Origin of the sequence: Rhodococcus sp. IEGM 1306 (assembly GCF_036541985.1) — a bacterium.
Lineage (GTDB): Bacteria > Actinomycetota > Actinomycetes > Mycobacteriales > Mycobacteriaceae > Rhodococcus_F > Rhodococcus_F qingshengii.
This window is the reverse complement of record NZ_JAZHFF010000004.1, coordinates 164,830-188,046: the sequence shown is the minus strand read 5'-3', so window position 1 is coordinate 188,046 and position 23,217 is coordinate 164,830. Positions and strand designations below refer to the sequence as shown.

The 23,217-nt window shown below is 62.7% G+C and carries 23 protein-coding genes; 12 read left to right on the top strand and 11 right to left on the bottom strand.

Going from position 1 to position 23,217, the window contains the following annotated elements:
• Window positions 1-132: 132 nt before the first annotated feature.
• Window positions 133-255, bottom strand: coding sequence for a hypothetical protein (locus V3587_RS13345; protein WP_260395586.1), 123 nt, complete (start codon window positions 253-255; stop codon window positions 133-135).
• A gap of 320 nt (window positions 256-575) precedes the next feature.
• Between V3587_RS13345 and V3587_RS13340 the strand changes: the two genes are divergently transcribed.
• The 3 genes from V3587_RS13340 (at window position 576) to V3587_RS13330 (ending at window position 5,580) form a co-directional block, all read left to right on the top strand.
• Window positions 576-2,309 (top strand): ABC transporter ATP-binding protein, encoded by a 1,734-nt coding sequence (locus V3587_RS13340; protein WP_283376815.1) that lies wholly within the window; start codon window positions 576-578, stop codon window positions 2,307-2,309.
• Complete coding sequence (locus V3587_RS13335) at window positions 2,306-4,372, top strand: ABC transporter ATP-binding protein (protein ID WP_235171566.1); 2,067 nt, start codon at window positions 2,306-2,308, stop codon at window positions 4,370-4,372. Before V3587_RS13340 ends, V3587_RS13335 begins: the two co-directional genes overlap by 4 nt.
• A 107-nt stretch (window positions 4,373-4,479) precedes the next feature.
• Window positions 4,480-5,580, top strand: a complete 1,101-nt coding sequence (locus V3587_RS13330) for a CaiB/BaiF CoA transferase family protein (RefSeq protein ID WP_095972495.1) — start codon at window positions 4,480-4,482, stop codon at window positions 5,578-5,580.
• 60 nt (window positions 5,581-5,640) lie between these two features.
• Here V3587_RS13330 and V3587_RS13325 read toward each other — a convergent pair whose 3' ends face one another.
• A complete protein-coding gene (locus V3587_RS13325) occupies window positions 5,641-6,744 on the bottom strand; it encodes a class I SAM-dependent methyltransferase (RefSeq protein ID WP_095972422.1) in 1,104 nt (367 codons plus the stop codon).
• 46 nt (window positions 6,745-6,790) lie between these two features.
• Window positions 6,791-8,266, bottom strand: a complete 1,476-nt coding sequence (gene yczR / locus V3587_RS13320) for a MocR-like transcription factor YczR (RefSeq protein ID WP_050655050.1) — start codon at window positions 8,264-8,266, stop codon at window positions 6,791-6,793.
• A gap of 61 nt (window positions 8,267-8,327) precedes the next feature.
• Between yczR and V3587_RS13315 the strand changes: the two genes are divergently transcribed.
• Both V3587_RS13315 and V3587_RS13310 read left to right on the top strand, forming a co-directional pair.
• A complete protein-coding gene (locus tag V3587_RS13315; protein ID WP_095972496.1) occupies window positions 8,328-8,558 on the top strand; it encodes a hypothetical protein in 231 nt (76 codons plus the stop codon).
• Between the two features lie 44 nt (window positions 8,559-8,602).
• Window positions 8,603-9,073, top strand: coding sequence for a 5' nucleotidase, NT5C type (locus V3587_RS13310; RefSeq protein WP_283376816.1), 471 nt, complete (start codon window positions 8,603-8,605; stop codon window positions 9,071-9,073).
• Between the two features lie 51 nt (window positions 9,074-9,124).
• On the opposite strand, the gene V3587_RS13305 is transcribed toward V3587_RS13310, so the two are convergent.
• Window positions 9,125-10,414 carry an adenylosuccinate synthase gene (locus V3587_RS13305; RefSeq protein WP_095972424.1) on the bottom strand — a complete coding sequence of 430 codons (1,290 nt, stop codon included), beginning with the start codon at window positions 10,412-10,414 and terminating at the stop codon, window positions 9,125-9,127.
• Between the two features lie 284 nt (window positions 10,415-10,698).
• Between V3587_RS13305 and V3587_RS13300 the strand changes: the two genes are divergently transcribed.
• The 3 genes from V3587_RS13300 to V3587_RS13290 all read left to right on the top strand — a co-directional run bounded on the left by V3587_RS13300 (window position 10,699) and on the right by V3587_RS13290 (window position 12,699).
• On the top strand, window positions 10,699-11,373 hold the full coding sequence (locus V3587_RS13300; RefSeq protein WP_283376817.1) for a hypothetical protein: 675 nt from the start codon (window positions 10,699-10,701) through the stop codon (window positions 11,371-11,373).
• Complete coding sequence (locus tag V3587_RS13295; protein WP_283376818.1) at window positions 11,370-12,140, top strand: site-2 protease family protein; 771 nt, start codon at window positions 11,370-11,372, stop codon at window positions 12,138-12,140. Before V3587_RS13300 ends, V3587_RS13295 begins: the two co-directional genes overlap by 4 nt.
• 70 nt (window positions 12,141-12,210) lie before the next feature.
• Window positions 12,211-12,699, top strand: coding sequence for a GNAT family N-acetyltransferase (locus V3587_RS13290; RefSeq protein ID WP_007726792.1), 489 nt, complete (start codon window positions 12,211-12,213; stop codon window positions 12,697-12,699).
• Window positions 12,700-12,783: 84 nt separating this feature from the next.
• Here V3587_RS13290 and V3587_RS13285 read toward each other — a convergent pair whose 3' ends face one another.
• Both V3587_RS13285 and V3587_RS13280 read right to left on the bottom strand, forming a co-directional pair.
• Window positions 12,784-14,022, bottom strand: a complete 1,239-nt coding sequence (locus V3587_RS13285) for an HNH endonuclease signature motif containing protein (protein WP_283376819.1) — start codon at window positions 14,020-14,022, stop codon at window positions 12,784-12,786.
• Window positions 14,023-14,114: 92 nt separating this feature from the next.
• A complete protein-coding gene (locus tag V3587_RS13280) occupies window positions 14,115-14,612 on the bottom strand; it encodes a winged helix-turn-helix transcriptional regulator (protein WP_003944415.1) in 498 nt (165 codons plus the stop codon).
• A gap of 58 nt (window positions 14,613-14,670) precedes the next feature.
• Here V3587_RS13280 and V3587_RS13275 point away from each other — a divergent pair, with 58 nt between their 5' ends.
• Window positions 14,671-16,086: an MFS transporter gene (locus V3587_RS13275; RefSeq protein ID WP_283376820.1), complete on the top strand. Its 1,416-nt coding sequence runs from the start codon at window positions 14,671-14,673 to the stop codon at window positions 16,084-16,086.
• Window positions 16,083-17,252: a thiolase family protein gene (locus V3587_RS13270; protein WP_235171560.1), complete on the top strand. Its 1,170-nt coding sequence runs from the start codon at window positions 16,083-16,085 to the stop codon at window positions 17,250-17,252. Before V3587_RS13275 ends, V3587_RS13270 begins: the two co-directional genes overlap by 4 nt.
• A gap of 30 nt (window positions 17,253-17,282) precedes the next feature.
• On the opposite strand, the gene V3587_RS13265 is transcribed toward V3587_RS13270, so the two are convergent.
• On the bottom strand, window positions 17,283-17,939 hold the full coding sequence (locus tag V3587_RS13265) for a class I SAM-dependent methyltransferase (RefSeq protein WP_124567306.1): 657 nt from the start codon (window positions 17,937-17,939) through the stop codon (window positions 17,283-17,285).
• A gap of 240 nt (window positions 17,940-18,179) precedes the next feature.
• Between V3587_RS13265 and V3587_RS13260 the strand changes: the two genes are divergently transcribed.
• Window positions 18,180-19,121, top strand: a complete 942-nt coding sequence (locus V3587_RS13260) for a DUF808 domain-containing protein (RefSeq protein ID WP_124567307.1) — start codon at window positions 18,180-18,182, stop codon at window positions 19,119-19,121.
• A 4-nt stretch (window positions 19,122-19,125) separates the two neighbouring features.
• Here the strand turns inward: V3587_RS13260 and V3587_RS13255 are convergent, their stop codons facing one another.
• Window positions 19,126-20,070 carry a helix-turn-helix transcriptional regulator gene (locus tag V3587_RS13255; protein ID WP_283376821.1) on the bottom strand — a complete coding sequence of 315 codons (945 nt, stop codon included), beginning with the start codon at window positions 20,068-20,070 and terminating at the stop codon, window positions 19,126-19,128.
• Between the two features lie 64 nt (window positions 20,071-20,134).
• Here V3587_RS13255 and V3587_RS13250 point away from each other — a divergent pair, with 64 nt between their 5' ends.
• Window positions 20,135-20,599, top strand: a complete 465-nt coding sequence (locus V3587_RS13250; RefSeq protein WP_172436671.1) for a pyridoxamine 5'-phosphate oxidase family protein — start codon at window positions 20,135-20,137, stop codon at window positions 20,597-20,599.
• On the opposite strand, the gene V3587_RS13245 is transcribed toward V3587_RS13250, so the two are convergent.
• The 3 genes from V3587_RS13245 to V3587_RS13235 all read right to left on the bottom strand — a co-directional run bounded on the left by V3587_RS13245 (window position 20,589) and on the right by V3587_RS13235 (window position 23,158).
• Window positions 20,589-21,518 (bottom strand): cation diffusion facilitator family transporter, encoded by a 930-nt coding sequence (locus V3587_RS13245; RefSeq protein WP_124567309.1) that lies wholly within the window; start codon window positions 21,516-21,518, stop codon window positions 20,589-20,591. The genes V3587_RS13250 and V3587_RS13245 overlap by 11 nt on opposite strands.
• A gap of 91 nt (window positions 21,519-21,609) precedes the next feature.
• On the bottom strand, window positions 21,610-22,755 hold the full coding sequence (locus V3587_RS13240; protein WP_283376822.1) for an FUSC family protein: 1,146 nt from the start codon (window positions 22,753-22,755) through the stop codon (window positions 21,610-21,612).
• Window positions 22,742-23,158 carry a DUF3151 domain-containing protein gene (locus V3587_RS13235; RefSeq protein ID WP_003944361.1) on the bottom strand — a complete coding sequence of 139 codons (417 nt, stop codon included), beginning with the start codon at window positions 23,156-23,158 and terminating at the stop codon, window positions 22,742-22,744. The genes V3587_RS13240 and V3587_RS13235 overlap by 14 nt, the downstream gene beginning before the upstream one ends.
• Window positions 23,159-23,217: the final 59 nt, after the last annotated feature.

Genomic DNA, 23,217 nt, shown 5'->3' with positions numbered 1-23,217 from the left:
CGAGTCGTCTGCCGATCCCGCGTTCAACTTGGTCACGAATGCGAGAACGCTCTTGAGGAAGGCGTCGAGATTCTGAATTGATGTCATGCGACTACTCCTGTGTTGTTTCGGAAGATTTCCAGCGGTCGAACGTCAGGAGTTCGAGCTCGCGGTGTCGAGCCCCTGAATGGTCTTGAGCATGTTGACCAGGGGAAGAAGCTGGAGAATGCCCCAGCCCATACCGTTGGCCTTGAGAAGGTTTCCGAGGGATCCCATGTGTGACTCCTTGCATGAATATCTATGACGCGGCGCACGTTTTGTTCGCTCCGCCCCTTTGTAGCCAAGCTAAACAAGTACGTCCAGTTTGTTTTTGTTCAAACAGAAACGTGACATATTGTATCGATATGTAAACCTGCAGTTCAGGCACTGTGACCTGAATCCAACCTCGAATTCGAATGTGGCAGACATCACAATCAAATAGGACAAAAGGATGCAATCGTCAGAGTCGGTGCCAACCTCGACCACGATCTGTCATACCGTGTGCTTGTGATCAATCGCGAACGAGCGGCAACCCGGCCAATTCACTGGGAACCGTCGTGTTAGCAAAACTGCTCAAGGCGTACCTCCCGCCGTACCGCTGGTTGCTTGCCGGAGTTCTCGCACTTCAACTCTTCGGGGCCATCGCGTCGTTGGTCCTCCCCACGCTCAACGCTCGGATCATCGACGACGGTGTCGCCCGCGGTGACACCGGATTCATCATGTCCACCGGCGGGATCATGCTTCTGGTCTCACTTGCATCGATCATCGCGTCGGTCGCATCGACCTATCTGGCTGCAAAATCGTCGATGGGCTTCGGCCACGACGTTCGCGGCGCCTTTTACAAAGCCGTCGGCAGCTTCTCGGATCGCGAATTCAACAGTTTCGGTGCGCCGACGCTGATCACACGGAACACCAACGACGTCCTGCAGATCCAGGCCCTGGTCATGCTGACGTCCTCGATGCTCGTCAGCGCCCCACTGATGTGTATCGGCGGCATCGTCATGGCCCTGCGCGAGAACTTGCAGATGTCCTGGCTCCTGACGATTTCGGTGCCACTGCTCGGCATCACCGTCTCGGTCGTTGTGGCCAAGCTGATCCCGCATTTCCGGACGATGCAGACGCGGATCGACAACATCAATCGATCACTGCGCGAACAGCTCACCGGTATGCGTGTCATTCGCGCCTTCGTTCGCGAGCCTGACGAGACGATCCGCTTCGACAAGGCCAACAAGGAACTGACCGACACCTCGCTCCTCATCGGTCGGTACCAGGCAGTGCTGCTGCCCACCGTGATGTTGATCGCCAACCTGTCGAGCGTCGCGGTGCTGTGGTTCGGCGCGCATCTGGTCGACACCGGAGACATGCAGATCGGACAGATCAGCGCCTTCCTCGCCTACGTCATGCAGATCCTGATGTCGGTGGTCATGGCGACCATGTTGGCCGTGGTGATCCCCCGCGCGGCCGTGTGCGCCGACCGCATCACCGAGGTACTCGACACCGAGCCGACCGTGCCCGCGCCGGCCCAGCCCCTCCGCCCGACCAGCCCCTACGGCGTTGTCGAGTTCGGTGGAGCCGGATTCACGTATCCGGGAGCAGAAACGCCGGTCCTGTCGAACGTTTCGATGCGATGCATGCCAGGTACGGTCACCGCGATCGTGGGCAGTACCGGTAGCGGTAAATCGACCCTCGTCTCACTCATCCCCAGACTCTTCGACGTCACGGCCGGCGCCGTCCTCGTCGACGGCTTGGACGTCCGCGGCTGGGATCAGGACGAACTCTTCACCAACTTCGGATACGTGCCGCAGAAGGCCTACCTGTTCGCCGGCACGATCGCGAGCAATATCCGCTACGGAAACCCGACCGCCACCGACGACGACATCTGGGCAGCCCTCACCATCGCCCAGGCAGACGACTTCGTGCGGGAACTGTCCGATGGTCTCAAGTCTCCGATCGCCCAGGGCGGCGGCAATCTCTCGGGCGGACAACGCCAACGTCTCGCCATCGCCAGAGCTGTGGTTCGTAGACCCCGGATCTTCGTCTTCGACGATTCGTTCTCAGCACTCGACATGCACACCGATGCTGCGGTCCGGCGCGAACTCCGCACGGTCTCGACTCATTCGACGGTCATCATCGTCGCGCAGCGCGTCGCGTCCATCATCGATGCCGACCAGATCATGGTGCTGGAGGATGGTGCGCCGGTCGGCCTCGGCGACCATCAGTTCCTTCTGGCCAACTGTCCGACGTACCAAGAGATCGTGGCTTCCCAGATTCCCGCGGAGATGAGCGCATGACCAGCCCGCAAGACCCGACATGGAGCGGCCCCAACAGCCAGTACTTCGACGATGCCCCGACGGTGGTGTTCGCCAAGATCCCGAGCGAACCCGAATCCACGGACGGGGATGCGAAGTCGAGTAACCCCGAGAATCCCGACAAAGAGCCGAAGCCTGCGCTGACCGCGACGGACACCAAACCTCGCCACTTCAAAGCGACGATGAAACGGCTTCTCTCGCTTCTTCAGCCACACAAGTTTGCGGTCGTCTGCGTCGTCGCTGCGACGATCGCCAGCATCGCACTCTCCGTCGCAGTGCCGAAGATCCTCGGTCACGCGACAGACCTCATCTTCGCCGGGTTCATCGGTAAGAGCCTGCCCGCCGGACTGACCCGCGAGCAGGCCGCAGACGCCATCCGGGCATCAGGAAATTCGACCTTCGCCGACCTCGTGTCCAATTCGACCGACGTCGTTCCCGGCGTGGGTCTGAACTTCGACGCGATCGGCAAGGTCGTCATGCTCGCAATCGGCGTGTACTTGCTCTCGTCGCTACTTGCCTGGTTGGAAGCATTCCTCCTCAACATCATCGTCCAGAAGACCATCTACAACCTGCGTGCCTCGGTCGAGGCGAAGCTTCACCGTCTGCCCCTTCCGTACTTCGACAAGACGCCGCGCGGCGAGATCCTCAGCCGCGTCACCAACGACATCGACAACATCTCGTCTACGTTGTCGTCGACGTTGACCTCGCTCCTGACGTCGGTGCTCACCGTCCTCGGTGTCCTGACGATGATGTTCGTCATTTCGCCGATGCTCGCCCTGATCGCACTGATCGCGGTGCCGGTATCGGTGCTCCTCGTTGCCAGGGTCGCCAAGCGAGCACAGGTGTTGTACAAGGCTCAGTGGGCCGAGACGGGCAAGATCAACGCACAGATCGAGGAGAACTACAGCGGTCGCGACCTGGTTCGTGTGTACGGGCATCAGGCCGAAGCCGAGCGTGAATTCGCCGAGCAGAACAAGAAGCTCCTCGACGCGTCCTTCGGCGCACAGTTCCTCTCCAGTCTGATCATGCCGGTCATGAACTTCGTCGGAAACATCACCTACGTGCTGCTCGCTGTGGTCGGCGCACTCAAGGTCGCCAGCGGCAACATGTCTCTCGGTGACGTTCAGGCGTTCATCGTCTATTCGCGCCAGTTCAGCCAGCCACTCACGCAGATCGCGTCCATGTCGACGAGCCTGCAGTCCGGGGCCGCGTCGGCCGAGCGGGTCTTCGAGCTTCTCGACGAACCCGAGCAGTCGCCCGACATCGACGTGCCGCTTCTCCCCGAGCCCGCCGGACGCCATCGCAACGTCGGTCACATCGAGTTCGAGAACGTCTCGTTCCGCTACGAGCCGGACAAGCCGTTGATCGAGAACGTGTACCTCACGGCTCGGCCCGGGCAGATGGTCGCCATCGTCGGCCCCACCGGTGCCGGCAAGACCACCTTGGTGAACCTGCTCATGCGCTTCTACGAAGTCGACTCGGGCCGAATCACTCTCGACGACGTCGACATCTCGCAGATGCGCCGCTCCGACCTGCGAAACCACGTCGGCATGGTTCTGCAGGACACGTGGCTCTTCGGCGGAACGATCCGCGACAACATCGCGTACGGCCGGCTCGACGCCAGTGAACACGAGATCCACGAAGCCGCACGCGCTGCCTTCGTCGACCGCTTCATCCACACGCTCCCGGACGGGTACGACACCGTGCTGGACGAGGAGGCGTCGAACATCAGTTCCGGCGAGAAACAGCTCATCACGATTGCCCGCGCATTCCTGTCGGAGCCGTCGCTGCTGATTCTCGACGAGGCGACGAGCTCGGTCGACACACGTACGGAACAGCTTGTGCAGCAAGCAATGTCCGCGTTGCGCGTCGGGCGCACCAGCTTCATCATCGCGCACCGGCTCTCCACCATCCGTAACGCCGATCTGATCGTCGTGATGGAGGCGGGCAAGATCGTCGAACAGGGCACACACGACGAACTCATCGCAGCGGCGGGCGCGTACTTCCGTCTCTACAACGCTCAGTTCGAGGGTGCCGCCGTCTAGTGATCGGCGCCTCCCTCGGCGGACACAGTGCCCCGGAGCACACCTGATCGATCCGACAGGTTACCGTCGGGTCAGAAGTGTTGTCACCGTCTGAATTGGGAGTGCGTGTGTCTGCAGAAGCTGTGGAGAAGAAGGGCCCGCTCGCGGGCATTCGGATCGTGGAATTCGCTGGATTGGGACCGGGCCCGCACGCCGCGACGCTGTTGGCGGACATGGGCGCCGACATCGTCATCGTGCAGCGCGCAGGGCAGATTCCGCAGGACTCGAACGCAACCGACCAGATCAAGCGCGGCCGCCGCATCATCGAGGCCAACCTGAAGGACCCGGCCGACGTCGCCAAGGTTCTCGATCTCCTGAGCCGCGCCGACGTCCTCATCGAGGGCTTCCGCCCCGGCGTCATGGAGCGAATGGGACTCGGCCCCGACGTGGTCTCGGAGCGCAATCCTCGTCTTGTCTACGGCCGCATGACGGGCTGGGGCCAGGAAGGCCCACTCGCCAACGCCGCCGGTCACGACATCAACTACATCTCACTGACCGGTGTCCTCAACGCCATCGGACGCAAGGGTGAACGTCCCGTCCCGCCGCTCAACATGGTCGGCGATTTCGGCGGCGGTTCCATGTTCCTGATCTTCGGCATTCTGTCGGCTCTCGTCGAGCGCTCGACATCCGGTAAGGGCCAGGTCGTCGACGCGGCGATGGTCGACGGAACCCTCGCGCTCTCCCACATGATGTGGGCATTCCGCGGTCGCGGCGTCTGGTCCGACGAGCGTGGCGTCAACCTCCTCGACACCGGTGCTCCGTTCTACGACACCTACGAGACCTCCGACGGCAAGTACATGGCCGTCGGATCCATCGAACCGCAGTTCTACGCACTGCTGCTCGAGGGCCTCGAACTCGATCCCGCGACGCTCCCCCATCAGATGGACACGTCCAAGTGGGACGACATGAAGAAGCTCTTCACCGAAAAGTTCCTGTCCAAGACTCGCGACGAGTGGGCCAAGATCTTCCTCGGCACCGACGCCTGCGTCTCGCCGGTCCTCACGTTCGCCGAGGCTCCGTCCAACGAACACATCGCGGCACGCGGTTCGCTCATCGAACTCGACGGCGTCACCCAGCATGCTCCGGCGCCGCGCTTCTCGCGTACGCCCACCGCGACGCCCGCCGCCCCGGCACGTGAGGCGACGGATATCGACACGGTCTGGACCTAGGGCCTTCGGCCCCGTGCGTGGTCAAGGAGCCTCGGGACTCTCTAACCGCGCACGGGGGCGTCAGCCCAACCTGTAGAACCTGAACATTTCGTGCTCGATCGGCAGCACGTCCACTCTCTCGAAACCTGCTGCTTTGGCATAACTTTCGAGTGTCGAGTGCCTCATCACCGTCCCGGTGGCAATGCTCCCCGGATGCGAAAGACTGTCCGGTAAGCAGCAGGTCAGCGAAAATCCGTACAGCAATTGCTCGATCGGACCCGCCTCGGGATCGAAGGCATCTGCCGTTCGTTCGTCCATCACGATCACCGGGGCGCCGGGCTGGGCAATCGCCCGAGCCGTGGACAGAAATCCCACCGGATCCGGAACGTCGTGAAGGCACTCGAAAGCAAACACGGCGTCGTAGGTCCCGGCATCGGCTCGACCCGTCTCCGGGGCTTGGCCGGCCACGTCGACCAACGAGAAATGAACGCGGTCGTCCACCCCGCGATCGTGGGCGTTTCGGCGGGCAGCATTCACCGAGGCTGCGTCGACGTCGAAGCCGTGCACCTCGATATTCGGGTACCCGAGGGCGAGCGCGATCGACGACCAGCCCTCCCCCATCCCGAGATCAGCGACCTGCCCGCCGCCGAGAAGAATGGCGTGCAGATCGGTGACTACCGGCAGAAACTGCTGACAGAGCTGCTGGAGATACATCGGCCGGTTCAGCAGCGCCTGGCCCTCGCGAGCGTCCGGGCCCATCGATTCCCACGTGACTCCCCCGCCGTGACGATAAGCGTCCAGCAGGCGGGGCATCGACGACGTCGTCGCGACGAACAGCCTCGCCAACGGGGCCAGGAAAAGCAGGTTCTCGTCGTCGACCAGTACATCGGCGTGGGCCTGCGGCAGGCTGTACCGCCGATCGGCATCCGAATTGACGTCCACATAACCAGCCACGGCCTGCTGCTCGAGCCACTCCCGCGCATACCTTTCGACGGTCCCCGTCCGGTCCGCGAGTTCCGTGGACGTGAGCGGGCCGTGATCGCTCAGCGCGCGGTACCAGCCCAACCGGTCGCCCAGATACACAGCCTGCAACTCCGACGCCCCGAGCGTGGCCGCGAACAATCGTTCTGCGAGCGCTTCCGCCGCACTGGTTCCCGCTGCGCCTGTACCGTCTACCGCCGTCATGCCCGACCTCCTGGTTCACACCGCTTTCAGGGTGTGTACCCAGTTCTCAGACGACGACCATTCGTTGGTCTGCCGTGTCGCGATCCGTCGCGAGAGTGTCGTACGCAGCGGCGATGGACGCAACGCCGCGAATGAGGTCCTCGGGAGAACGTGCGTACGGCACGCGAATGAATCGTTCGAACGCACCTTCGACGCCGAAACGGGGGCCGGCGGCCAGGAGTACACCGAAGTTGGGTGCCACGGCAGCCAACGCCGTCGAGACGGGCGCGGACATTCGCATCCAGACCGACATTCCGCCGGAGCCGATGGTGGGACGCCAGTCGGGCAGATGCTCTGCCACTGCACCGAGAAGCACCGCACGCTGTTCTCGCAGAACTTCGCGACGCTGTTCGAGCAACGAGCGGTCGTCGGCGAGCAAGTAGGCGGCTGCCAATTGATCCATGACGGGAGTACCGAGGTCGACCGCGGCACGCGCCCCCACCAACTGGGTGATGAGCGCGGCATCGGCGCGAATCCAACCGACACGTAGCCCGCCCCACAGGGACTTCGCCGTCGAACCGAGCGTCACCACTTCGGTTTTCGCCGCGCCTCGCCCATGTGACGCGACCGGTGCCGGCGGTGGTGCGTCGAGCCACAGGTCTACCATCGTCTCGTCGACGACCAGAGTCATTCGCGTTTCGTGCGCAATCTTCGCAAGCTCTGCGCGACCGGAAGAGTCCATGCAGAGGCCGGTCGGGTTGTGAAAGTCGGGGATCAGGTAGGCCATTCTCGCAGCGGTTTGCCTTGCTGCACTTCGAATCCCGTCGAGATCCCAGGCTCCGGCCGCCGCGAACTCCGGCCGGACCGGAACCGGCACGGGCCGAGCGCCGTTTCGCCGAATCGCTTCCAGCGCATTGGGATACGTCGGGTGATCGACCAGCACCCGCTCGCCTGGTGAGGTGAGCACCGACAGCAACAACCGAAGCGCGTGCTGCGCACCCGAGGTCACCATGATCTGTTCGGCAGTGGTGGGCAAGCCCCGCGCCGTGTAGCGCTGCGCGATCACGTCACGCAAGTCGGCAATCCCGACCGGTTCCATCCCGTGCGTGGGCAGGAAGTTCGGAAGTTCCTGCAGCGCAGACGCATACGCAAGTTCGACCTGGGCGGCGGGAGCTGCCATCGCTGCGTAACTGAGATCGACGACGGGTCCACTCGGCCCCGGTTGGTGGGAGCGGAACATCAACCCGTTCGGCCGCGCGCCGGCGGGCAACGCCACGGTGCTTCGTGAACCCTGCCGGCTGATCAGATACCCCTCGTCTCGTAGCACCGAGTACGAGGACGTGATCGTGGTTCGACTGAGTTCGAGCACCGTCGCAAGTTCACGCTCACTCGGCAGTGCGACCCCCAGCGGAACGCGACCGTCGTGCACGAGCAGGCGGATACCGTCGGCAAGCGCACGGTACGCGGGCCTGCGTCCGGACTCTTCCTGCCAGGACCCCAGATCGCGCGCGAGCGAACGGGCACCGAGAACTCGAGTCATCATGCAGTCCAGTATCGCCAACTTGGCTATGTAACTCAATGCCAGTCGAGTTGATCATATGTCCATGACTACCTTCGCGACCCTGATCGGCATCGGACTCTTCGTGGCCCTCGTCTACTTCTTCGCACCCGCCGAAGGTGAAGGTACCTACATTCGCGTGGAGCAGTTTCGCCTGGCAGCACCCCTCGGCGGCATCTTCCACGACGCAACTCCGGACCGCGAGAACAACTCTGTCAGACCTCCATGCGATTGTGATCAGGGGGAAGAATTCACTGATCTCAGTCCAGTTGCGTAAAACTGGACTCTTTTCGCACTCAGAAAGTCTCCAGAGAGGTTTCCATGCCGGCTTCCAAAAAGATTCTCTACGTCGATCTCGACAACACCCTCGTCAACTTCCAGTCGGGCATCGATCGCCTGACCGACGGCGTCCGGGAGAAGTACAAGAACGACCTCGACGAAGCGCCACACATCTTCTCTCGCATGGACCCACTCGACGGTGCCATCGACGCCTACCACGAACTGGCGCAGCAGTTCGACACCTACATCCTCTCGACAGCGCCGTGGAAGAACCCCACAGCCTGGCACGACAAGGTGCTGTGGGTCCAAGAGCACCTCGGAATGGAGGAAGGCAGCGTCGCGTACAAACGTCTGATCCTCTCGCACCACAAGCACCTCAACCGAGGCGACTACCTCGTCGACGACCGCGGAGCAAACGGCGCAGATCGATTCGAGGGCGACTGGATCAAGTTCGGCAGCACCGAGTTTCCCGACTGGAAGACCGTCACCGCACACTTGTCGAAGCTGGCTTGAACACGAAATCCCCGTCCCTGCAGACAGGAACGGGGATTTCGAGGAATCGAATCAGCGGACGATCTCGCGCCGGACGATCGTCTCGTCGCGGCCGGGGCCGACGCCGATGCAGGAGATGAATGCACCCGAAAGCTCTTCGAGCCGAAGCACGTAGTTCTGCGCATTCTGCGGCAGTTCCTCGAAGGTGCGAGCCTCCGAGATGTCTTCCCACCAGCCGGGCATCTCTTCGTAGATGGGCTTGGCGTGGTGAATGTCGCTCTGCGACATCGGCATTTCGTCGTGGCGGACACCGTCGACCTCGTACGCGACACAGATCGGTACCGTGTCGAGGCTGCTCAGCACGTCCAGCTTGGTGAGGAAGTAGTCGGTGATGCCGTTGACGCGCGTCGCGTAACGCGCGATTACAGCGTCGAACCATCCCGTACGACGAGCGCGTCCGGTGGTGACACCGACCTCGCCGCCCTGCTTCGCCAGGTATGCGCCGTGATCGTCGAACAGCTCCGTCGGGAACGGACCGGAACCGACACGCGTCGTGTACGCCTTCAGGATGCCGAGCACCGTGGTGATCTTGGTGGGACCGATTCCCGAACCGACCGCCGCACCACCCGAGGTGGGGTTGGACGAGGTCACGTACGGGTACGTACCGTGGTCGACGTCCAACAGAGTGCCCTGCGAACCTTCGAGCAGAACGGTCTCGCCGCGCTCGAGGGCGAGGTTGAGCTCCAGACGCGTGTCCGAGATGCGGTGCTTGAAACCCTCGGCCTGCGTGAGGACCTCGTCGACGACCTGCTGCGGGTCGAGTGCCTTGCGGTTGTAGATCTTGACCAGCACCTGGTTCTTGAATTCGAGTGCTGCTTCGACCTTCTGGGTCAGGATCTTCTCGTCCAGGACGTCCGCAGCGCGGACACCGACACGGGCGATCTTGTCCTGGTAGCACGGGCCGATACCGCGGCCGGTCGTGCCGATCTTCTTCGCTCCCAGGAAGCGTTCGGTGACCTTGTCGATGGCCACGTGGTACGGCATGATCAGGTGCGCATCAGCGGAAAGCAGCAGGCGGGACGTGTCCACGCCGCGCTCTTCCAAGCCTGCCAATTCGGTCAACAACACTCCCGGGTCGACGACGACACCGTTACCGATGACGTTGTTGACGGCGGGGGTGAGGATTCCGGAAGGGATGAGGTGCAGTGCGAACTTGTCACCGTTCGGCAGAACCACGGTGTGTCCGGCGTTGTTACCGCCCTGGTATCGCACGACCCACTGAAGCTGCTCGCCCAGTAGATCTGTAGCTTTGCCCTTACCTTCGTCGCCCCACTGGGCGCCGATCAGGACGATTGCCGGCATGACGTTGTCTCCTACGGTCGACGTGCAGCAGTTGTCCCGCCGCATTGGTACTGCCTGGCTTCCGCGCACATGATGCAGCGCCGAACTGTTGCAGTGACCGAAGGAGCAGTCTAGCCCAGAGCACCAGACCAGACCTGACGGTCCAGAATTTGGCGGTGTGACCATCACGATTACGAGTCGACACGGAGACTCGCACTAAGATCGTCGGCAGTGATTCGGACGGCCATTTCGGGGAAGGGTGGCGAGGTCCCACTACCCGAGAAGAAGTCTTGATCGAGCTAGGAGTGGCTTTGACCCCTGTGGTGCTCAAATGTGGCGATTCGCCGGTTCCACTCCCCCTGGGTGAACTCACGTCGTTCACTGTCCCTGAACTTCCGGAGAAGCAGGACTTCGACGAGGCCCTGTCTCAACTGCAGGTCGTCACCGAACCGCGCTTGATCGTCGTCGGTAACGACGGCGCGTTTGCCGCGGCTTTGACACGGTTGATGCGACTGGAGCGACTCAACGTCGAACTCGCCTACGTCACCGAGAACAGGTCCGACGCAACCGACGCGTACAAACTCGCAACGGGTGCGCGAGCTGCGCGCACGGCGTTGAGAGGCACAGTCCACACCGTGCCGCTCATCCGCGACGACGCTGGAATCGCGCTGGTAGGTGCGGCAACTGTCACGGGTCCGGCCGATGCCGCCGAATTGATCGGCGAGGCCTACGTCGACGACAACAAACTGTTCTCCGGCACGGTCCCCGGCATCCGGATAGTGCCGAGTCCCAAGCTCCCCGGCATCAAGGCATCTGTGGATCGCAAGAGTCGCTGGGGCGGGCGACGCTGGCTGGAAGGCCGAGCCATTCAGCTGGGCTCGCCCGCGGCTCGTCTGGTTCGCGACGGGGTGGCCAACCCACGCGATCTCAAGCGTTCGACCTTCTACCGGCATGACAAAACTTGGTTGTTGGTCAGGTGAGAACCGGAGCAGCACGGTCGGCGGTTCGGCCGAGCCCTGTCTTCCTCGGCGTAGTTGCGATCACTGTCATCGCCGGAGTGGTCGCCTGGAACTCGACGTGGGGCTCCATCGCGGGCCGAGCGGGTGTTTTCGTTCTCGTGGTTGCAGGCTGGGTGGTCACGCTGTGCTTGCACGAGTTCGCCCATGCGTATCTGGCGTGGCGTCATGGAGACACCGACGTCGAGGCTCGTGGCTACCTGACGCTCAACCCGCTCAAGTACAGCCATCCGATGCTCTCGATCGGTCTGCCGGTGCTGTTCATCGCATTGGGCGGCATCGGGCTTCCCGGCGGCGCCGTGTACCTGCGCACCGGGATGTTCCCGCCCAAGGTGCAGGCCCGAATATCGCTCGCCGGTCCGTTCACGAACGCCGTCGCCGCCGTGATCCTCCTCGTCGTCATACGTACGTACGGCTCATCGGCCGAGCATCTGACGTTCTGGGCCGGCCTCAGTGTCCTGGCCTTCTTGCAGGTCATGGCAACAGTTTTGAACCTGCTACCAGTCCCCGGTCTGGACGGTTACAACGCATTGGAGCCCTACCTCGCACCCAACACACGGCACCAACTCGACCAGTTCAAGCCGTACGGACTGCTCCTGCTGGTTGCGCTCCTGTTCGTCCCACAGATCAATGTCGTCTTCTTCGACGCGATCTACTGGATCTTCGAATTGAGCGGTGTGTCCGACTACTACGCCATGCTCGGTAACGCCCTCATGCGTTTTTGGACGTGATCGAGTGCGCTGGAGGAGACTCGTGAGAGTCTGACATTTCAGACATTCATTCTTCTTCAGGGGAGCATCGATGATTGCGACGTCATTTCAGTCCGGCGGAGTGGAGTACACCCTCACGCGGGCCGAGATTCGACACGTGGAGGCACTGATCGACTTGCTCGCCGACGACCCGATCGGCAGCACCCGGGAGACGACCAACCCCGAAGCCCGAACGATCTACGAGGACGCGTTCAAGCGAATCGACGAGGATCCGGCTCAACTTCTCGTCACCGTTCTGGTCGGCGACGCGGTAATCGGCACAATGCAATTGACCTTCATTCCGGGTATGAGCCGGATGGGTGCCACGCGACTGCAGATCGAAGCTGTTCGCGTCCACGAGGACTACCGAAGTAAAGGCATCGGCAGTTCGATGATCCGATGGGCCTGCGAAGAAGGTGCCCGGCGCGGCGCGTTCCTGGCGCAGCTCACCTCGGATCAAACTCGCAAGGAAGCTCACGACTTCTACGAGCGTCTCGGATTTGTCGCCTCCCATGTCGGGTTCAAGAAGTCACTGAGCTGACGCCCGGCCGCAAAGACTCCCAAACGCAGGCCCGAGCACCGGGGCACGACTGTGCCCCGTGCTCGCGTCTCGAGTTGTTTCACTTCAGGCTGCTGTCGGTGGACTGTTCCCGCCGATCGGCTGCTGATACGGGTCGATCGACATCGGCGGATAGAACACCGACTTCCGATCCGGGCCGATCTCCACCCGCCACTGCGTGTGGTGCATCGTCCGATGATGATGACCGCACAACAAGATCAGATTGTCGAGATCCGTTGGGCCACCATCATTCCAATGAACAATATGGTGAGCATCGCACCACCCCGACGGTGTCCCGCATCCCGGGAACGCGCACCCGCCATCCCGGACGGCCAATGCTCGCCTTTGCGGCACCGTCGCCGTTCTGGCTTCCTTGCCGCAGTCGAGCGGAACACCATTCTCGTCCAGGAGGATCCGGGTGACGGTGCAGTCGCAGGCCAGCATCCGGGCGGTGTCGATGCTGATCGGGCCCACCCAATCCGTCCACGCGAACCCGAGTTCCTCGGTGGACGGCAGGAGATCTTTCAAGGCTTTGAGGTCGGTCATGTCTTTGGCGCTGGCGGTGACCGTGATGTGCGGTTTCACCCCACCTTCGATCGGACCCAAGCCCGCCCGCTCATACCGCCGCAGTAGTTCGCAAAACCCGTCCGCGCGGCGTAAAGCAGGCCTGCGGGTGTCCTTGACACCGTCCTTCTCCGGTATCGGAGCCGACAGGCTCGAGAGCAGCGTGATCAACCGCGCCCCGTTCACCGCATCCAAATCACCCTTGACTGTGACCCGCCCGTACAGGCCTTTCGAAGCGTAGAACTCGTTACGCTCCGAATCCTCGCCGACCGGGACCCCGTCCTCACGTGTGCCGTACTGCTTCTCGATCCGCCGGATCGCCGCACGCACCGCATCACAATCCGCGATGTTCTTCGACGCCAACGACAGCAAAATCCCCCGGGCCTTGTCGACATCGGCCAGGGTCATGTTCTTGGGCGGATGCTGACAAAACGACGCCACCTGACGGGCTTTCAACGCATCCACATCACCGCGGTGAAACGCATCGCCCACCACGGGTTCGAGCATCAACAATCGCGCCAACCCGACCAGCAGGCTGCACTCGCCGATCTCCAGATTCGTCGACCCGTGCAACCACTGCGCGATCGCCCGAAAACCCTTCCCGCCGAGAACCTCCCGGGAAAACATCTCCACGATCAGCAACACCATCCGCGACTGCAACTCGTGTCGGGCGCGCACCAGATCGAGAACCTCACTCTTGAGGTCCTCGCCATCCAGCTGCCACGCTTCCCGACTGTCCATGCCCAAAGTTTAATCGAACATATTTTCGATAACCAGAGCCAAACCGGACAACTTCAAGAAGACCTACACTCGAGAGCTGTTGAGATGCATCGCTATTCGCGCAACCGCCGACGCGATTCGTTGACAGAGACTCGCAACTCCCCCAAAGGCACTTCACGACCCGACTCACTGCGCACCTCGACGCGAACGCGCTCACCAGTAGCGTCGTCAGCCACCTCCAACGGTCCACCTTTTCCGCCGTGCAGATACTTGTCACCCCACTGCATCAGCGCGAGAACCGCCGGCAGCAGGTCACGGCCCTTCTCGGTGAGCACATACTCGTGCCGCGTCCGCTTTCCAGGCTCCTTGTACGGCACACGCTCGAACAGTCCCGCCTCGGTGAGTTCTTTCAGCCTCGCCGACGCAACCGCCTCGGTGATGCCGACTCGCGACGCGAAGTCATCGAAACGCGTTGTGCCGTAATAGGCCTCTCGCAGAATGAGCATCGCGGATCGAGTGCCGACCACTTCCATGGCCCGCCCGATCGAACAGTGCGTGGCCCGCCAGGCGTCGCGATCTTCGAGCACTCCGGTCAGTCGTACAGCGTCCATGCAATTCACCATACCCCCTGGCTTGCCATAACCATAGCCAGAGTCTAGATTGCTGACTATGGAACTTCATAGCCAGCCGGTGCGGACCGGACCCCTCCTCGCGATACTGTCGGGGGCGCCGTTCGTCGCCAGCCTCGACCTCTTTGTGGTCAACGTGGCCTTCGGCGACATCGCCAAGAGCTACCCGGGTCACTCGCTCGGCGAGTTCAGTTGGATCCTCAACAGCTACGCGATCGTCTACGCCGCGCTGTTGATCCCCCTCGGACGCTGGGCGGACAGGATCGGACACAAACGCGCCTTCATCGCCGGTCTCGCACTGTTCACCCTCGCCAGCGCCGCCTGCGCTTTCAGCCCCTCATTGTGGGCGCTGGTGGCTTTCCGCATCGTCCAGGCGGTCGGCGCCGCGGCGCTCACCCCGGCCAGCCTCGGCCTCCTGATCAGTGCCCTCCCGGCTGCGAAACGTCAATCCGGCGTGCGCATCTGGGCGGCGGCCGGTGCGGCTGCCGCGGCATTCGGTCCCGTCGTGGGCGGCATTCTCGTCGAGGCGTCGTGGCGCTGGGTCTTCCTGATCAACGTTCCGGTGGGGATCGTGTTGCTCTACTTGGCAGTCCGACTCGTACCGGACACGACCCACAAGGACCCAGATGCCGGGATCGACATCGTCGGCGCTGCCCTGCTCACAGTCGGAGTCGGCTCCCTCGCGCTGGCACTCGTACAAGGACCTGACTGGGGGTGGACCGACAGTCGCGTTCTGATCGCCTTCGCCGTGGCCGCCGTGACACTACTCTCGTTCTGGTGGAGCAACTCTCGTCACCGAACTCCGTTGATTGCTCCGGATCTTCTGAAGATCCGCTCGTTTGCCTGGTCCAACGTCACCGCCATTCTGTTCAGCGCAGCGTTCGCCGCCGGCCTGCTCTCGAACATCCTCTGGCTGCAAGAAGTTTGGGGATACTCGGCATTGCGTACCGGCTTCGCCGTCTCACCGGGTCCGCTTCTGGTTCCGCTGTTCGCCATCGCCGGTGGATCGCTTTCGCGCAAGTACTCGGCCGGCCGCGCCGCCGCACTCGGCAGCCTTCTGTGGGCCGTCGGAACGGTATTGGTCCTCGTCTCGGTCGATACGACGCCCAACTACGCGACCGGACTTCTACCAGGCTGGATCATCGCCGGGATCGGTGTCGGTCTTGCCCTGCCGACCATTCTGTCGCAGGCCACGGCGGATCTGGCACCGGCTCGATCGGCCACCGGTAGTGCAATCGTCAGCATGAGCCGACAGATCGGAACCGTTCTCGGCGTGAGCGTTCTGATCGCGGTTCTCGGTTCTGCTGTCGACTACGACACCTTCCGCCAGGCCTGGTGGGTGATCTTCGCCGTCGCGCTCGCGTCTGCTCTGGCATCGCTGGGAATGACACCTGCGACCACACCCACCCCAGTTGTCCCTGCTGAATCCGCCGTCCCTGAAAGGAATTTGTCATGAGAGACGCAGTTATCGTCGAAGCCGTTCGCACTCCGATCGGCAAGGGAAAGGCGAACGGCGCCCTGCACGGCATCAACGCCGTCGACCTCCTCGCCCACAGCCTCACAGCGGTAGTCGAACGCACCGGAATCGATGCAGCACTGATCGACGACGTCATCGGAGGTGCGGTAAGCCAAGTCGGCGAACAGAGCCAGAATGTCACTCGCACTGCCCTTCTCGCCGCCGGCTACCCCGAGTCGGTACCGGGAACCACCGTCGACCGCCAGTGTGGAAGTAGCCAACAAGCAGTTCATTTTGCCGCTCAGGGCGTTATTGCCGGTGCATACGACATCGTTGTCGCGGCCGGAGTCGAGTCCATGAGCCGAGTGCCGATGGGTTCGAGCAGCATCGGGCGCGAATCGCTCGGCGTGGGTTTCGAAGAGCGCTATCCGGACGGTCTGGTACCGCAGGGCATCAGCGCCGAATTGATCGCCGCCAAGTGGGGACTGAGCCGCACCCAACTCGACGAGTTCTCGGCGTCGAGTCATCGGAAAGCCGCGCTGGCAACCGAAAGTGGGTACTTCACCAAGGAACTCGCAACTCTCCCGCAGCTGTCGGTCGACGAGGCCATCCGCCCCGGCACCACCGTCGAGACCCTTGCCGGCCTACGGACCGCCTTCGAATCCGACTACTACGCAGAGCGATTCCCACAGATCGACTGGTCCATCACCGCAGGCAACAGCAGCCCCCTTTCGGACGGCAGTTCGGCGGTGATGATCACGACCAGTGAAATCGCCGCGAAACTCGGACTCACCCCGAAGGCCCGGTTGCACAGTTTCGCGGTCGCGGGCGACGATCCGCTGTACATGCTCACCGCGGTCATCCCCGCTACGCAGAAGGTCCTGGCCCGTGCGGGTTTGACGGTCTCGGACATCGATCTGTTCGAGGTCAACGAAGCCTTTGCCCCAGTGGTCCTCTCGTGGGCAGCAGATACCGGCGTCGACCTGTCCAAGGTGAACGTCCACGGCGGTGCCATCGCGCTCGGCCACCCACTAGGCGGCAGTGGAACGCGGATCATGACCACCCTGGTCAACGCCATGGAACAGCGCGGCGCGCGCTACGGACTCCAGACCATGTGCGAGGCAGGTGGGTTGGCCAACGCGACCATCCTGGAACGCTTGGGCTGAGCACTCTCCCCGATGGACGGCATTCCGACATCAGTGACCGAGTGCCGTCCATTCGGGGTCCGGCTTGCGCGCAACGACCCGGAACACGATTCCACCCCGTCCGGTGCGCTGCACCTCGTCGATCAGGAAACCGGCGTTTTCGAGGTATCCAATCGGTTCGCGGGTGAGATGATCGGCACCGAACCGAACAAAAAGCGGTTCGACAACCTTCATCAAAGTACGAGCCACAATGTTCTTGCTCGGTCCGTGCTCGGCGAGAACGAATCGACCGCCAGGCACCAGGACTCGAAACGCTTCGCTCGCAACTCGGTCCGGATCGGGGATCGTACAAAAGGCGTAGGTGGAGACCAATGTGTCCACGCACTCGTCGGGAACATCGAGTGCTTGCACGTCTCCGAGTCGTAGGTCGACTTCGGTCTTCACTCCCTCGGAGACCTTGAGCCTGGCCTGATCGAGCATCGCAGTCGAGATGTCCACGCCGATGACGTAATCGACGTCGTCCCCGTAGAGCGGCAGGTTCAGTCCGGTACCCACGGCGATCTCGACCACGCGGCCATGCGCCTGATCCACAGCCCATTTCCGGGCGTCACCGAGCACAAAGCGTTCGAAGCGCCCGATCTGTCGGTCGTAGTGCGCCGCCATTGCGTCGAAAGTCTTGGCGACCTGTGCAGTGTCTGGTTCACGCATAGTGCCCCGTTTCGATCGATCTTCTGTGCAGTCTTACACGCGAGCACCGGGTCGGGAAGACCTTTCGTGACGAAGGGCAACCGGCCGAGCGAGGTCGTCCGTGACGGATGCCCCCGGTATCGTTCCAGGTGACCTGACCTCACCTACGACGATCATGGATAGAGACCTCGTGCGATCAAGTAACTGCGTCACCGGTTCGGTCCGGCCACCTTTTCTCACTGATTCCACTGGAGGTCTGTGATGGCCGGCGGACTGTTCGCTCTGCTCGACGACGTCGCGGCCCTGGCTCGCATGGCCGCTGCCTCGATCGACGACGTTGCTGCCGCAACCGGTAAGGCGACGGCCAAAGCTGCAGGTGTCGTGATCGACGACGCAGCCGTCACACCGCAGTACGTCCGTGGACTCGCGGCCGAGCGCGAACTACCGATCATCAAGCGCATCGCCATCGGATCGCTGCGCAACAAGCTGCTGATCATCCTCCCGATCGCTCTGCTGCTCAGTCAGTTCCTTCCCTGGCTCCTGACGCCGCTGTTGATGGTCGGTGGCTGCTACCTCAGCTATGAAGCAGTGCACAAGATCTGGGGTGCGATATTCGGCCACGGTGATCACCACGAAACGGCCGACGAGCACCCTCGCGACGAAGAGGCAGTGGTTTCGGGTGCCGTCCGCACCGACCTGATCCTGTCCGCCGAGATCATGGTGATCGCACTCAACACCATCGCAGGCGAAGGCTTCTGGAGCCGGTTGGTGATCCTTGCCGTCGTGGCGGTTGTCATCACCGTGGTCGTCTACGGCGTCGTCGGACTGATCGTGAAGATGGACGACATCGGCTTGAGAATCGCCGAGACGTCGTCGGGCTTCACCCACAAGGTCGGCCGTGGACTGGTTCGCGGTATGCCTCACGTGATGTCGGTGCTCTCGGTGGTGGGTACTGCCGCGATGCTGTGGGTCGGTGGCCACATCCTGTTGGTCGGCATCGACGAACTGGGCTTCCACCCGCTGTACGACGCCGTTCATCACGGGGAAGAAGCAGTCAGTGACATCGCCGGAGTCGGTGGCGTACTGGCGTGGATCGTCAACACCCTTGCCTCGGCAGCGCTGGGTCTGGTGGTTGGCGCCATCATCGTCGCAGCTCAACTGGGTATCACCCGCCTGTTCGCAAAGCGTTCTGCGACGGCCTGATCGCCTACCTGTGGCGGAGCACCATCTGCTCCGCCACAGTTCGCATCCCTTCACGCAACGACGAGGGTGCGAGCACCTCGACGTCGGCTCCCAGCCCGATCAACTGTGAGAGCGCGACGGCTTCGCTCTCGAGTTTCAGCCCGGCGCCCACCCATCCGTCGTCGTCCTCGGGTCCCACTTCGACAGCAGCCGCAAGCTCGCCCACCACATCGGGGAGCCGGCGCCTGCCCTCTGGCGACAACCGCACCTGGCAGCCGAAACGAAGCAGCGACCGGTCGAACTCGGCCATCGACGCAGCCCACCACGACGGCAGATCGAAATCCACCGGCCGGGTGAACGAATCATCTTCTACCACCGTATTTTTGATGCGGCCGACTCGAAACGACAGCGTTCGACCGTTCATCCCCGCCACCAGATACCAAACGCCGGCTTTGATGACCAGCCCCAGCGGTTCGACCGTCCGCTCCCGATCGCGGTAGACGAAGCGCAGTCGACGCGAGACCAGCACAGCGGATGTGACGATCGGAAGCGCAGAGATGTCGTCGACGCCGCCGAACCAGCCCGGGACGTCCACCAGGATTCGGTCCTGCCACAAGCGCGCACTCTCGCGCAGCGGACCGGGCAGGGTGCGGAGTAGTTTGGCCCCTGCCGAACCGACGGCGTCGGATCGCCCGAGGTCCGCAGCGATGGACGGTACGCCCAACAGCATGAGTGCCGACGTCTCGTCGTCCGTCATGCCGGACAGCTTGGACTGCCAACCGTCGAGCAGATGGATGCCGCCGCCGGGACCGCTCTCGGTCCAGATCGGCACGCCGGCAGCCGACAACGAGGCCACGTCGCGGTAGATCGTCCGCACCGATACACCGAACTCGTCGGCCAATTGAACTGCGACGACGCCAGGGCTGCCCTGCAAACGCAACATGAGTTGGAGCAGTCGCGCAGATCTCATGGTGCGAACATTACCGAGAATCACTGACAGAAGTTGTCAGGAATAGGGGTGCACAATGACCGTCATGGTCACCTGGAAGCAATTCTCCGAAGAAGTTCCCACCCTTGCCGACGCGGTTCAAGCGCGGTTCACAGCCCACAAGCATCACGTCCTCGCAACGCTGCGCAAGGACGGTTCACCGCGGGTCAGCGGCACCGAAGTCGAAATCCTCGACGGACGGTTGGTGCTCGGTTCGATGTTCGGCGCTCTCAAGGCGAAGGACCTCGTCCGTGACGGGCGCTACGCCCTCCACAGCAATCCCGGCGAGCACACGATGGAAGGCGGCGATGCGAAGATCGCCGGAATTGCACGCGAGGTGACCGGCGACGAGTTCGAAGCCGTTCTGGAAAGCTACACCTACGAGGTTCCGAAACCCCTGCACCTCTTTGTCCTCGATATCGACGAGGTGGTGCACACGACCGTCGACGGGGAACACATGTACGTCGACCTCTGGAAGCCGGGCAAGGAGATCACCCGCTTCACCAAGTGACGTTCTTCTCGCAATGCTCGCCGTTGGCACACGATTCCACCTGGACAGTGGCGTGGGAAAGACCGTGACTCTCGAGGACGGTGCGCGCGGATTCCAGAACGTTCGACGAATTCGCGTCACTGGTCAGGTGGACCGTCGCGACATCCATCCCGGTGGTGAGCGTCCAGACGTGCAGGTCGTGGACACCCATCACGCTCGGCAGTGCGGCCAGGTCGGCCTCGACAGCTTCGACGTCGACGTCGGCAGGCGACGCCTGCGTCAGAATGCGCAGCGATGCTGCAGCCAGTTTGATCGCACGCGGCACCACCCACAGCGAGATGAGAACACCGACGACGACGTCCGCCCACGTCCAGTTGAACACCAGGACAAGGCCACCGGCGATCAGAACGCCGACGCTACCGACCGCGTCGGCAAGCACTTCGAGGTACGCGCCACGCACCGCGAGGCTGTCCTTGGAATCGCCGCGCAGCATCAGCATCACGACGATGTTCGCGGCCAGACCGGCGGCAGCAGTGATGATCAGGGCGCCGCCGGGAATCTCGGGTTCGTTTCCAATCCGGCCGATTGCCTCGTAGAAGACCCAGGCCGCAACGGCCAGCAGCATCACCGCGTTGGCCATGGCGGTCAACACCTCGGCGCGGTGCCAACCGAAAGTCCTGGCAGCGGTGGTGCTGCCCTTCTTCGCGAGCAACAACGCTGTCAGTCCCATGGCCATACCCACCACGTCGGTGAGCATGTGACCGGCGTCGGCGAGCAGAGCCAACGAGTTGATCAGGATGCCGACCGTGGCTTCGAGCACGAGGAATGCAACGAGAATCGCAAGCGCGATCGCCATTTTCCTGATGCGTTGCGGTGACGGTCCTACGCCGACCGAATCTGCTGCCGAGTGGCCATGTGAATGACCGTGCCCTGCTCCCATTTGTCCTGTTCCCTCCCAAGTCCTTCTCAGAGCATATGCATACATTCGCATACATACAATGAGTTGCTCAGTGAACGGGAACCGGCAGAGGTCAGTGATCCGGCTCGTACGCGGGATGAGGCACAGTGGGCGGCAGGGTGGCGATCGACGAGATGCGCTTCATGCCTGCTACCTGCAAGAGGTCGACGACCAGCGAGCGAATCTGGGCGAACACCACGGTCGAGGACAGTCCTGCGTTCTCGACTATCGCCGGTTTCAGCTCCTTTGCGACCGAGCGCAGGACGCGCGCTGCTTCGGCCTGATCAGGCTGCTCCCCCGGCTCCGCCAGGATCATCTCTTTCAGAACTTCGACGGCTTTCGACAAGCGCTCCACCTGAGCTACCAGACGCGGATCGAGGATCTCGTCGTCCCTGACCAACGTCAGCGAACGACGCGCGAGCACTCGAATGTTGCGCATCGCGTTGTCGATGGGATCGGCTGTCGCCATGAGCCTTTCGAGGCGCGGTCGACTGTTCCAGTACAGCGGGGAGATTCGGCTGATCTCGCGCCCGCCGAGAAGGTTGCTGCGCAATCCGTCGATGGCAGCTTGAGTTGCGCGCGCCTTCTGCAGCGCCTTCACGATCGGGTCAGGGTCGTTCGCAACAAGCCCGTCTGCCACCAATTGCAGTACCTCGGAAGCGGTTCCGAGGATCGATGCAGCATCCTTGCGTGCGCGTCGTACCGGGTGGGTGGGGATGATCGCGACCACAGCGATGCCCACCAGGCCACCGACCAGGGCATCGATCATGCGATCGGGTCCGCCACTGCCGCCCGGCGGGATCAGCGTCGCCACCAGCACCGCCGAGTTTCCCGCCTGCATGGAGAAAATCGGTCCGCTGTTCAGAAGCACCGCCACGGACATCGCCAGAACAACGACCAAACTGATCTGCCAGGGCCCGCTCCCGATGCCGGAGATGATCAGGTCACCGATTCCGATACCGACCGTGACTCCCGCAACCAACTCGAACGAGCGTCGGAGTCGGGCGCCCAACGACAGACCGAGCGAGACCACGGCGGCAATCGGCGCGAAGAACGGCGCATGGTGCCCGATCACCGTGGTGGCAACCCACCACGCCAATCCGGCCGCCAAGGCACATTGAATGATCGGTAGCGCCGACGTCTGAAGCCGACGCACCGATTTGCGAGCCCGGTCCTTGATACCGGCCCGGCTCGGACGGAAACTGCTAACCGAGGCCAAGCGCTTCGGCGGCGTTGGGATCGCAGTCTTCGAGCAGATCGAGGCAACGCGCGTACTCGTCGGCTTCACCGATCGTCTTCGCGGCCTTGGCCAGGACGGCGACGCAACGCAGGAAGCCACGGTTCGGTTCATGGCTGTACGGCACGGGACCGAAACCCTTCCAACCGTTTCGACGCAGTTGGTCCAGTCCGCGGTGGTAACCGGTACGCGCGTAGGCGTAGGCCGTGATGGTTTCGCCCTTGTCCAGGGCAGCCTCGGCGAGGTAGGCCCACGCGATGGAGGCAGTGGGATGGTCGGCCGCGACCTGGGCCGGGTCAGCGTGGTTGAGCAGTGCCGATTCCGCTTCGTCGTCGCCGGGAAGCAGGGTGGGCTTGGGTCCGAGCAGGTCACCGAATTGGGTCATGCGCTCATTGTGCCCGCTACGCCTTTCTGCCACAGGACCGCCTCGCCGACGGTCGGAGT

Excerpts from the sequence above, each read along its gene's own strand:
- V3587_RS13345 (WP_260395586.1), bottom strand. The coding sequence starts at position 255 with ATGGGATCCCTCGGAAACCTTCTCAAGGCCAACGGTATGGGCTGGGGC.
- V3587_RS13335 (WP_235171566.1), top strand. The coding sequence starts at position 2,306 with ATGACCAGCCCGCAAGACCCGACATGGAGCGGCCCCAACAGCCAGTAC.
- V3587_RS13325 (WP_095972422.1), bottom strand. The coding sequence starts at position 6,744 with ATGACGGCGGTAGACGGTACAGGCGCAGCGGGAACCAGTGCGGCGGAA.
- yczR (WP_050655050.1), bottom strand. The coding sequence starts at position 8,266 with ATGATGACTCGAGTTCTCGGTGCCCGTTCGCTCGCGCGCGATCTGGGG.
- V3587_RS13315 (WP_095972496.1), top strand. The coding sequence starts at position 8,328 with ATGACTACCTTCGCGACCCTGATCGGCATCGGACTCTTCGTGGCCCTC.
- V3587_RS13310 (WP_283376816.1), top strand. The coding sequence starts at position 8,603 with ATGCCGGCTTCCAAAAAGATTCTCTACGTCGATCTCGACAACACCCTC.
- V3587_RS13305 (WP_095972424.1), bottom strand. The coding sequence starts at position 10,414 with ATGCCGGCAATCGTCCTGATCGGCGCCCAGTGGGGCGACGAAGGTAAG.
- V3587_RS13290 (WP_007726792.1), top strand. The coding sequence starts at position 12,211 with ATGATTGCGACGTCATTTCAGTCCGGCGGAGTGGAGTACACCCTCACG.
- V3587_RS13285 (WP_283376819.1), bottom strand. The coding sequence starts at position 14,022 with ATGGACAGTCGGGAAGCGTGGCAGCTGGATGGCGAGGACCTCAAGAGT.
- V3587_RS13280 (WP_003944415.1), bottom strand. The coding sequence starts at position 14,612 with ATGGACGCTGTACGACTGACCGGAGTGCTCGAAGATCGCGACGCCTGG.
- V3587_RS13275 (WP_283376820.1), top strand. The coding sequence starts at position 14,671 with ATGGAACTTCATAGCCAGCCGGTGCGGACCGGACCCCTCCTCGCGATA.
- V3587_RS13270 (WP_235171560.1), top strand. The coding sequence starts at position 16,083 with ATGAGAGACGCAGTTATCGTCGAAGCCGTTCGCACTCCGATCGGCAAG.
- V3587_RS13265 (WP_124567306.1), bottom strand. The coding sequence starts at position 17,939 with ATGCGTGAACCAGACACTGCACAGGTCGCCAAGACTTTCGACGCAATG.
- V3587_RS13260 (WP_124567307.1), top strand. The coding sequence starts at position 18,180 with ATGGCCGGCGGACTGTTCGCTCTGCTCGACGACGTCGCGGCCCTGGCT.
- V3587_RS13255 (WP_283376821.1), bottom strand. The coding sequence starts at position 20,070 with ATGAGATCTGCGCGACTGCTCCAACTCATGTTGCGTTTGCAGGGCAGC.
- V3587_RS13250 (WP_172436671.1), top strand. The coding sequence starts at position 20,135 with ATGGTCACCTGGAAGCAATTCTCCGAAGAAGTTCCCACCCTTGCCGAC.
- V3587_RS13245 (WP_124567309.1), bottom strand. The coding sequence starts at position 21,518 with ATGGGAGCAGGGCACGGTCATTCACATGGCCACTCGGCAGCAGATTCG.
- V3587_RS13235 (WP_003944361.1), bottom strand. The coding sequence starts at position 23,158 with ATGACCCAATTCGGTGACCTGCTCGGACCCAAGCCCACCCTGCTTCCC.